The sequence below is a fragment of the Mycolicibacillus koreensis genome (genome assembly GCF_002104795.1).
GTDB lineage: Bacteria > Actinomycetota > Actinomycetes > Mycobacteriales > Mycobacteriaceae > Mycobacterium > Mycobacterium koreense.
Genome location: NZ_NCXO01000046.1, coordinates 19,456 through 29,248 on the forward strand (window position 1 = coordinate 19,456; position 9,793 = coordinate 29,248).

The window sequence follows — 9,793 nt, forward strand, 5'->3', positions numbered from 1 at the left end:
TCGCGTGGTGGTCAGTGGGGGAGATCGCGAAAGGGGCTGTCCCGAAAAGGGTCCGGCTCCTTGGGTAAACCCAGCACCCGTTCGCCGATGATGTTGCGCTGGATCTGGTCGGTGCCGCCGCCGATCGAGGTGAAATAGGCGTTGAGGGTCCGGAAGGTCACCGCGTCACCGACCGGATTGTCGGGCCCGCACAGCATCGACTCGGATTCGACGATCTCGGTCTCCACCGCCGCCGTCTCGTGCAGGATGCGTGACATCGCGATCTTGCCCAACGCCAACAGCGTCGCGGCCTCTGCCCGGTCGGTGCTGGCCTTGGCGCGCCGGGTGTTCCACCGGTTGACCGTCGTCAGGGCCTCGATGCGCGCGATGCGCTGCCGGATGTGACTGTCGTCCAGGCGGCCGAACTCGCGGGCCAGATCCACCAGGGGATGGGGTGCGGAGGCGGCGTTGACGCCGCGCTGGGTGGTGCGCGCCAAATCGCCCATCAGCCGGCGTTCGTAGCCCAACGCGACCTGCAACACCGCCCAGCCGGTCCCGGGGTCGCCGACACGGTTGGCGTCGGGAACCCTTGCCCCGTCGAGGAACACCTCGTTGAACTCGGATTCGCCGGTGATCTGGTGAATCGGGCGCACCTGAACCCCGGGCTGGCGCATCGGCAGGATGAAGAACGTGATGCCCTGGTGTTTGGGCACATCCGGGTCGGTGCGTGCCACCAGCAGGCCGTAGTCGGCGGTGGTGGCGAACGACGTCCACACCTTCTGTCCGGTGACGATCCAGTCCGCGTCCTCGGACGAGCCGTCACGTTCGGCGCGGGTGCGCAACCCGGCCAGATCCGACCCGGCGCCGGGCTCGCTGTAGAGCAGGCACCACTTGGTCTCGCCCCGCAGCGACGGCGGGATCAGCCGACGTTTCTGCTCCGGTGAACCGCAGTCGTGCAGCGTGCACGCCAGCAGGTTGGCGCGGTCATGACCGGAGCCCGGCGCACCAGCGGCGCGGAACTCCTCGGCCACCACCCGGGATTCGGCGTCGGAGAGCCCCCGGCCGTACCAGTCGGGCTCCCAGCTCGGCACCGACCAGCCCGCCTCCACCACCGCGTGCGCGTAGGTGTCGCGGTCGGCGTGCTCCGAGTGGTTCGCCGCCAGCCAGGTGCGGACCTCGTCGCGCAGCCGCGTGATCGCCTCGCTCATGCCCGCGCTCCGATCTCGTTGAGATAGCGTTCCCGGTATCCGGCCGGGCTGCCCCACAACTGGGCATCACCGCGGGCTCGCCGCAGATACAGATGTGCCGGGTGTTCCCAGGTGAATCCGATGCCCCCGTGGACCTGAATGTTGGTGGCCGCCACGAACACGAACGCCTCCGAGCAATACGCCTGGGCCAACGCCAAGTCGGCGAACCGGTCGTCGGACTCGGTGGCGAAAGCGGCCGCCACATGACGGGCGGCCGACACCGCTGACTCCGCCTCCAACAGCATGTCGGCGCAGATGTGCTTGACCGCTTGAAAACTGCCGATCGCCCGCCCGAACTGAAAACGGGTGCGCGCGTAGCCCACCGCCATCCGCATCGCGCGGTGCGCCCCGCCGGCCTGGGAAGCGATCAACGCCACCGACGAACGTGCCAGTGCGGCCGCCACCGCCGTGTCGCCGCCACCGACGGTGCCGACCAGTCGGGCCGGGGTATCGACGAACTGCAGTCGCGCCATTTTGCGGGTCTGGTCGACGGTCTGCACCGCCGTGACGGTCATCCCCGTCGCCCCGGCCTCGCCCGTCGTGACGGCGAAGACACCCGGGCCGGCGTCGGTGGCGGCGAGAACGTAGATCACCCCGGCGATCCCGGCGTCGAGGACGAAATGTTTGTATCCGGTGATCCGCCAGGTGTCACCGATGATGCCGGCGGAGGTGGTGAGCCCGGCGGGCACACCGGCCGAACCGTCCTCGGCGAAGGCGACGGTGGCCTGCAGTGATCCGTCGGCGACCCGCGGCAACACCGCGGACTGTTCGTCGTCGTCACCGAGTTCGCTCAACAGTGCCGGGACCAGGACCGCGGTCGACAGGTAGGGGCCGGCCAAAAGGGCGCGCCCCATCTCCTCGGCGGCGATTCCCAGCTCGACCGGGCCGGCGCCGGTGCCGCCGTGACGTTGCGGGATCGCCAGCCCGAGCAGACCCATGGCCGCCATCTGCTGCCACAGCGCCGGATCGAAACCGGTGCCGGACGCCATGGCGGCGCGCACGGCCTCCTCGGGGCTGTGTTTGGCCATCAGGTCGGCGACGGCGGTCCGTAACGCGGTGTGCTCGGGTGACGACATCAGCGACATCAGCGACATCAGCGACCTCGGTTCCTGACGGTGAACGCGGCCCGTAGGCGCGCGCACTGACTGGCAAAGAATGCCCGCGACACCGACTTCGCCGGTGCCAGCAGGTCAAAACCGTGAAAAGCCCCGGGCACCACCTCCAGGTGGCAGTCCACCCCGGCGGCGATGAGCCGTTCGGCGTAGGTGACGTTCTCGGCATAGAACAAGTCGTGGGTGCCGACCCCGATCCGGGCCGGCGCGACCCCGGCCAGCGGGCCGCGGCGGGCCGGGACCGCTGTGGCGGGGTCGGCGTCGCCGAGATAGCACGACCACCCGAACCGGTTGCTCGCCGGCGTCCACAGCCGGTAGCGAGGGTCCGGCGGCGACGCGGCGCTGCGGTCATCGAGCATCGGGTAGGCCAACAGCTGCAGCACCAGGGGGTGCTCGCCGCGGTCGTGGGCGCGCAACGCCAGCGCGGCCGCCAGGCCGCCCCCGGCGCTGGCACCGCCGACCGCCACCCGTGTCGGGTCGACGCCGGGCAGCGACGCCAGCCACCGCAGGCCCGCGTAGGCGTCGTCGAGGGCGGCCGGGTAGGGATGTTCGGGCGCGAGGCGGTAGTCGACGGCGGCGACGATTGCGCCGAGCTCCTCGGCAAACCGCCGGCACAGTCGGTCATCCTGGCGTGCGGTGCCCAGGACGTAGCCGCCGCCATGCAGCCACAGCAACGCCGGGGCCGGCTCGGTCACCCCGGCCGGGCGGTGCAGGCGGATGCGGGTGCCGTCGTCGAGGGTGGTGGTGGTGACGCCGCGACTGAGCGGCGGGCCGACCAGTCGCGCCAGCGCCCGCACCGGCCGCAGGGTGCGCGGTCCGACCCCACGGCGCGGCACCACCCGTGCCAGCCGCCTCAGCTGCGGATGCACCGCGGTGGCGGTCACGGCGCGGCAGCCAATTTGTCGACCTGATCGTTGAACAGACCCACCAAATCGTCGTCGGCGACGCCGCTGGGGCCCGACCCGAAGCATGCGCTGTCGACCGACACCTTCACCTCGCGGTAATAGCCGACGATGCTCTGCTGGCTGAAGACCGTCTCGCCCGCATGGCTGTCCTCGACCGAGAAGGCGGTCGCCCAGGATGGCAGGCCCGAGAGATCGCTCAGGCGAACCGCGCCGGTGTTCTCCCCGTGGTTCATGGCGCCGCGGTCGTTCGCGCATTTGTCGACATACTCGGCGACATCGTATTTTTTGGCACCGAGTTCCAACTTCACCCCTAGCACTATGTACGCATCAGGTTGTTCCACCGCGAGTCGCTTGAAGACACCGGAGATGTAGGACGTGTCGTAGAGCAAGTCCTTGCACTCCGACGAGCCGGTGATGTCCTCCGGGTCGATGACCTCTTTGGCGTGATCGAGCTCCATCGACTGCCATTGCGGATGGGGGCCGGGAATGGGAAACGCCGACCTGTCGACCAGAACCGACGTCGACAGTGCGGTGATCGGGGGTTCGTCATCGCCGGACGCCGAGGTGGTCGCGGGGCCGGACCCGCGGGTGAGCAGCACCGCTGTGATCGCCACCGCGACGACCAGGACGGCCGCGCCCAGGCCGATCCACAGTGCGGTGGTGGTGCGGCGCGCCGGGGTGGCGGTGTCGGTGGCGGTGTCATTGACCCACAGCGGCCATTCCGGCGGGGGCGGCCCCCAGGCCGGATCCGGCTGCCACCCGGGCTCCGGTGTCCACCCGGGCGGGGCCGGCGGCCAGTTCGGGGGAGGATTGAAAGGCATGGAGTCCTTCCGGTCAGGGGGCGGTCTCGATGGTGTCGACCTGGGCGGTGAGCAGCCTCAGCAGGTCCTCGGCGACGTCCGCGCCGACCTGGTCTGCGGCGTTGTCGCCGGTCGCAACGTCATCGGCGGAGATCGCGTCGACAAGGATGCCGCGGCAGTAGCTTGCGGCCGTGGCCATCACCATCAACATCCCGGAATCGGGATCGGTGAGTTCCATGGTGTAGGCGACCGCCCAGTCGGGTAGGCCGCTCACCTGCAACGGTGTGACCGTCGCGGTCAGGGACTGAAAGCCGCCCGTCCCGGTGTTGGTGATTTCGAACGTGCCGCAGCTGCCGATCAGTTTCCGCAACGCCACCCGTTCGGGGCCTATCGCCAGTTGTGAAGCGAACGAACGCCGATGGTCTGTGGTGAATGTGGAGACCTTGCGTCCGATGGCGGCGGTGGTCGACCGCGGGGCGTCGACGATATCGGCGCATTCCGGTGGGGTCACCACGATGTCCTCGGGTGGGCCGAACTCGCTGTCGTCGTCGTCGCCGCCCTGGGACAAGTCCGTCCAGTCGGCGTCGGCGCCGAGGTCGGGAAACGCCGACTTGTCGACCAGCAGCCCGGCGGAGAGTTCGGTGATGTCTGCCTTGACCGACGGTTTCACGGGGATGGGATCGGCCCCGTCGACGTGCCCGCGGGTGACGAGCCAGGCCGCCCCCGCCCCGAGTGCCACGACGACCACCAGTACCGCGGCCAGGATCCACCATCGCCGGATCTGTGGGGGCCGCGGCGCCCCCGCGGCAGCGTCGTCGACCCACAGCGGCCAGCCCGGCGGGGGTGGCCCCCAGGCCGGGTCCGGTTGCCAGGTGGGTTCGGGAACCCAACCGGGCGGGGCCGGCGGCCAGTTCGGGGGAGGATTGAATCGCATTCGGGTGGCCTCTGCCTTCCTCGTCGAATGGGCTCAGCCTAAACGCCGGGCACCGGGCGGACCCGACAGGAGCAGCGTCCGCCGACGCCGACCGGCCGTCGCCGCAAATATTCGACGGGGCCGTCAATTGACCCCCGAATGCCCGTATCGCGGGCGCCGGGGGAGTAGGCTGCCCGGCATGGCAAAGCCTGATCGCAGTGTTGCCAGGCGTGCGCGATGGTTCCTCCGCGCCCGACCGGCCGACTACCTGCTGGAATTGAGCCAGGCCTCGGCGGGGCTGCCGTTGATCGGCAAGCACCTGGAGCCCCTGGGCGGCGCGACTGCGATGGGCGTGTGGGGAACACGTCATCTGCCCGAGTTCATGACCAACACCGCCAAGGCGTGGCTGGTGCCCGGCAGTTCGGCGAGGCGACGCAGCGAGCGCGGCCAGACCCACAGTGCTGCCGAGGCCGCGCTGGCCGACGTCGTGACCGACGGTGAGGGGACCGTGTGGCCGGCCCCCGACCGCACCCCGCCGGCGTTGCGGGCACTGCAGCACCGCCGCTTCCTGTACCGCGGGTCGGTGCGCTACGGCAGCCTGCCCACCCAACTGCTGGATGTGTGGCGGCGCCGCGATTTGCCCACCGACAGGCCGGCCCCGGTGCTGATCTTCCTGCCGGGCGGCGCCTGGGTGCACGGCAGCCGCACCCTGCAGGGCTACGCGTTGATGGCGCACTTGGCCCAGCAGGGCTGGGTGTGTCTGTCGGTGGAGTATCGGGTGGCCCCGCACAACCGGTGGCCGAGCCACCTCATCGACGTCAAGACCGCGATCGCCTGGGCGCGTGCCAACGTCGACAAGTTCGGGGGCGACCGGAACTTCGTCGTGGTGTCCGGGGCGTCGGCGGGCGGACACCTTGCCGCCCTCGCCGGGCTCAGTGGGGGCGAGCGCTGCAACCCGGACCTTCGCGCCGAGTTGCCGGAGGGGGCGGACACCTCGGTCGACGCGGTCGTGCCGATCTACGGCCGCTACGACTGGCAGGACCGCTCCAGCCCCGACCGCGAGCAGTTCGTCGACTTCCTGGAACGCATCGTGGTGAAGAAGTCGATCCGTCGTCACCCGGACGTGTTCGCCCAGGCCTCCCCGATCCTGCGGGTGCATCCGCAGGCGCCGCCGTTCCTGGTGGTGCACGGCACCCGTGACACCGTCATCCCGGTCGCTCAGGCCCGCGATTTCGTCGCCGAACTGCGTGCGGAGTCGCGTTCCCAGGTCAGTTACCTCGAGCTACCCGGCGCCGGGCACGGTTTCGACATGACCGACGGTGCCCGCACCGGGACTGCGGTGACCGCAATCGGATTGTTCCTCAACGAGATTCACCGCAACCGGGAACAAATCGGCATCAAAGCCGCCATGTGACTCCGGTGTGATCCGGGCCACCGGTAGGGTCTCCCTGCATAGGGAGGTGCCGGGTGAAGAGGCTCAGCGGCTGGGACGCTGTCTTGCTGTACAGCGAGACCGACAACGTGCACATGCACACGTTGAAGGTGGCGGTCATCGAGTTGGATGCCGAGCGGCGCGGCTTCACGATCGAGCAGTTCCGCAAGGTGCTGCACGGCCGGCTGTACAAGCTGGAGCCGTTCCGGTTCCGACTGGTCGACATCCCCTACAAGTTCCACCACCCGATGTGGCAGGAGAACGCCGACGTCGACCTGGACTACCACGTGCGGCCCTGGCGGCTGCCGGAACCGGGGGGCCGGCGCGAGCTGGATGAGGCGATCGGCGAGATCGCCAGCACCCCGCTGGACCGGTCGCGCCCGCTGTGGGAGATGTACTTCATCGAAGGGCTGGCCAATCACCGGATCGCGGTGGTCGGCAAGATCCATCACGCCCTGGCCGACGGGATCGCCTCGGCGAACCTGATGGCCCAGGGCATGGATCTGCAGCGCGGCCGCCAGGTCGAGCGCCACGACTTCCCCACCGAGCCGGCGCCGACCAAGGGGCAGCTGATGCGCTCGGCGTTCCGCGACCATCTGCGCCAACTCGGCCGGGTACCGACCACCGTCAGATACACCGCCGCCGGGCTGAGCCGGGTGCGGCGCAGCGGCCGGCGGCTCTCCCCGGAGCTGACCCGGCCGTTCAGCCCGCCGCCGACGTTCATGAACCATGTGCTGACGCCCCAGCGGCGTTTCGCCACCGCCACCCTGTCGTTGGCCGACATCAAGGAGACCAGCAAGAAACTCGGCGCCACCCTCAACGACGTGGTGCTGGCGATATCGACCGGGGCGCTGCGCAACCTGTTGCTGCACTACGACGGTTCGGCCGACCGGCCGCTGCTGGCCTCGGTGCCGATGGGCTTCGACTTCTCTGCGGAGCGCATCTGGGGCAACAAGTTCTCCGGGGTGCTCGTCGGATTGCCGGTCGACGTCGAGGATCCGTTGCAGCGGGTCGCCGAGGTGCACGAAGCGGCCACCGAGGCCAAGGCGACCAACCAGCTGATCGGCCCGGAGTTGGTCAACCGGTGGGCCGCCTACTTCCCGCCGGCCGGCATGGAGGCGCTGTTTCGGCGGCTGGCCAGCAGCGAGGGGCAGAACAAGACCCTCAACCTCAACATCTCCAACGTGCCGGGGCCACGCGAACCCGGCCGGGTCGGTGGGGCGCTGGTCACCGAGATCTACTCGGTGGGCCCGCTCACCGCCGGCAGCGGGTTGAACATCACCGTGTGGAGCTATGTCGACCAGCTCAACATCTCGGTGCTCGCCGACGCCGCCACCTTGAAAGACCCGCACGAGGTCACCGACGCCATGGTGGCCGAATTCATCGAGATCCGGCGGGCCGCCGGGCTTTCCGAGCAGCTCACCGCTGTGCCCGAGGCGATGGCACCGGTGTCGGCGCCGACACCCTGATCTGCGGCGTCAGCCGATGATCGGGAAACGGCGCTGCGCGGCCAACGTGTCCAGCGCGTCCTGCATGACCGACCGGACATGGGCGTCGACGGCCTCGATGTCGGGGTCCTCGCCGAATTCGGCGACGATGTCGATCGGCTCCAGCACCTGGGTGACGATCTTGGTCGGCAGCGGCAGGTTCGGCGGCACCACCGCGGAGAAACCGAACGGGAATCCGAACGACAGCGGCAGGATCTTGGCCCGGAACAGCTTGTCCAGTTGCAGGGCCTTGGCCAGCCACTCCCCGCGGGACAAAAACAGTTGGCTCTCCTGCCCGCCGATCGACACCGACGGCACGATCGGCACCCCGGCGTTGAGCGCGGCGCGCACGTAGCCGGTGCGGCCGTCGAAGTCGATGGTGTTCTCCGTGAACGTCGGGCGGTACACGTCGTAGTCCCCGCCGGGGAACACCACGACGATCCCGCCCGAGGCCAGCGCCGCCTCGGCGTTGCGGTGGCTGGCGCGGATGAAGCCGAGCTTGATGAAGAACTCCGCGGTCGCGCCGGTGAGCAGCATGTCGTGGCTGAGGGTGTACACCGGACGGTCGTAGCCGAACTTCTCGTAAAACCCGGTCGCGAACACCGGCACATCCATCGCGAACAGCCCGCCGGAGTGGTTGGCGACCACCAGCGCTCCGCCGTGCGGGAACGACTCCAGGCCACGGATCTCGGCGCGGTGATAACCCTTGACCAGCGGACGAAGCCAGCCCATCACGCGCTCGGTGAACCCGGGGTCCCATTTGGAGGTTTCGGTGGGGTCGATCTCTGCTGCACTCATTAGCTCGGCATTCTACCCAGCGGCGACCGGAATCCCACCTCGCGGCGCTGTTCTAGCATCGCAAGGGTGGTGGAGACGGTGAACCCCGACCGGGCCGGGCTGGACCTGCGCGGATATCTGGACCGCATCGAGTATTCCGGTCCGGTCGCGGCGACGGTGGAGACGTTGGTCGCCGTGGTCGCCGGACACACCCGCCACATCCCGTTCGAGAACCTCGACCCGCTCTGCGGGGTGCCGGTCGAGGACCTGCGTGCCGCGGCGCTGACCGCCAAGCTGGTCGACCGCCGCCGCGGCGGTTACTGCTATGAACACAACACCTTGCTGCGGTATGTGTTGGAGGAGTTGGGGTTTGGCGTAGATGCGTTGGGCGGTCGGGTGGTGTGGATGAACCCGACCGGGTTGGACGGCCCGCCGCACGCCGAAACGCATCAGGCGCTGGCGGTGCGGGTCCCCGGTCTCGTCGACCCGTTTCTGGTCGACGTCGGATTCGGTGGCCAGACCCTCACCGCGCCGATCCGCCTGGAGGCCGGGCCGGTGCAGCAGACCGACCTCGGAGCGTTTCGGATCCGCACCCACGATCGGTGGGGTGGGGGCTACCTGCTGGAGACGCTGCTGGGGAACAACTGGCAACCGATGTACACCTTCACCGACCGGCCCCGCCCGCTGATCGACCTGGAACTGGGCAGTTGGTATGTGTCCACCCATCCGCGGTCGATCTTCGTCAACGGTCTCAGCGCCGCCCTGATCGTCGACGACGCCCGGATGAACCTGCACGGCGGCACGCTGTCGGTGCACCGTCGCGACGGCCAGACCGAGCGGACCCGGCTGGCGTCGGCCGCCGAGGTCGTGGAGGTGCTCGGCGAGCGGTTCGGCCTGGACGTATCGGGCCTGCCCGCGGTGACCGAGCGCATCGCGGCGGTGTTGGACAGCTGATCGGATGAGTCCGGGCCGGATCGCGGGGCCGCCGGCGCTTCCGGCGCCCCGGGGTTGTCTGTTGGCTTGGTTTGGGGATGGTTCGGGTACTGGGGATAACTCTGCTGACCGTGGCGGTGGCGGTGGTTATTGCGGTGGTTATTGCGGTGGTGATGTGGGGTGATGTCGGGGGGTCGCGCTAGTTTTA

General features: G+C 69.3%; 9 protein-coding genes. 3 read left to right on the plus strand and 6 right to left on the minus strand.

Translation table 11 applies throughout. The features are described from left to right. Positions 1-11: 11 nt before the first annotated feature. From B8W67_RS16590 to B8W67_RS16610, 5 genes are all read right to left on the minus strand, one after another. On the minus strand, positions 12-1,187 hold the full coding sequence (locus B8W67_RS16590; protein ID WP_085305092.1) for an acyl-CoA dehydrogenase family protein: 1,176 nt from the start codon (positions 1,185-1,187) through the stop codon (positions 12-14). After that, positions 1,184-2,320: an acyl-CoA dehydrogenase family protein gene (locus B8W67_RS16595; protein WP_234806799.1), complete on the minus strand. Its 1,137-nt coding sequence runs from the start codon at positions 2,318-2,320 to the stop codon at positions 1,184-1,186. Before B8W67_RS16595 ends, B8W67_RS16590 begins: the two co-directional genes overlap by 4 nt. Beyond that, on the minus strand, positions 2,320-3,222 hold the full coding sequence (locus tag B8W67_RS16600) for an alpha/beta hydrolase (protein ID WP_085305094.1): 903 nt from the start codon (positions 3,220-3,222) through the stop codon (positions 2,320-2,322). Before B8W67_RS16600 ends, B8W67_RS16595 begins: the two co-directional genes overlap by 1 nt. Beyond that, positions 3,219-3,857, minus strand: a complete 639-nt coding sequence (locus tag B8W67_RS16605) for a hypothetical protein (RefSeq protein ID WP_163797215.1) — start codon at positions 3,855-3,857, stop codon at positions 3,219-3,221. Before B8W67_RS16605 ends, B8W67_RS16600 begins: the two co-directional genes overlap by 4 nt. A 220-nt stretch (positions 3,858-4,077) precedes the next feature. Then, on the minus strand, positions 4,078-4,977 hold the full coding sequence (locus B8W67_RS16610; RefSeq protein ID WP_085305098.1) for a hypothetical protein: 900 nt from the start codon (positions 4,975-4,977) through the stop codon (positions 4,078-4,080). 178 nt (positions 4,978-5,155) lie between these two features. On the opposite strand from B8W67_RS16610, the gene B8W67_RS16615 reads away from it, so the two are divergent. Together B8W67_RS16615 and B8W67_RS16620 are read left to right on the plus strand one after the other, a co-directional pair. Next, a complete protein-coding gene (locus tag B8W67_RS16615; protein WP_085305100.1) occupies positions 5,156-6,370 on the plus strand; it encodes an alpha/beta hydrolase in 1,215 nt (404 codons plus the stop codon). 53 nt (positions 6,371-6,423) lie between these two features. Further along, complete coding sequence (locus B8W67_RS16620) at positions 6,424-7,857, plus strand: WS/DGAT/MGAT family O-acyltransferase (protein ID WP_085305102.1); 1,434 nt, start codon at positions 6,424-6,426, stop codon at positions 7,855-7,857. 9 nt (positions 7,858-7,866) lie between these two features. On the opposite strand, the gene B8W67_RS16625 is transcribed toward B8W67_RS16620, so the two are convergent. Next, on the minus strand, positions 7,867-8,673 hold the full coding sequence (locus B8W67_RS16625) for a lysophospholipid acyltransferase family protein (protein WP_069393639.1): 807 nt from the start codon (positions 8,671-8,673) through the stop codon (positions 7,867-7,869). A gap of 66 nt (positions 8,674-8,739) precedes the next feature. On the opposite strand from B8W67_RS16625, the gene B8W67_RS16630 reads away from it, so the two are divergent. Continuing rightward, positions 8,740-9,606, plus strand: coding sequence for an arylamine N-acetyltransferase family protein (locus B8W67_RS16630; protein ID WP_234806800.1), 867 nt, complete (start codon positions 8,740-8,742; stop codon positions 9,604-9,606). The last annotated feature ends 187 nt before the right edge of the window (positions 9,607-9,793 follow it).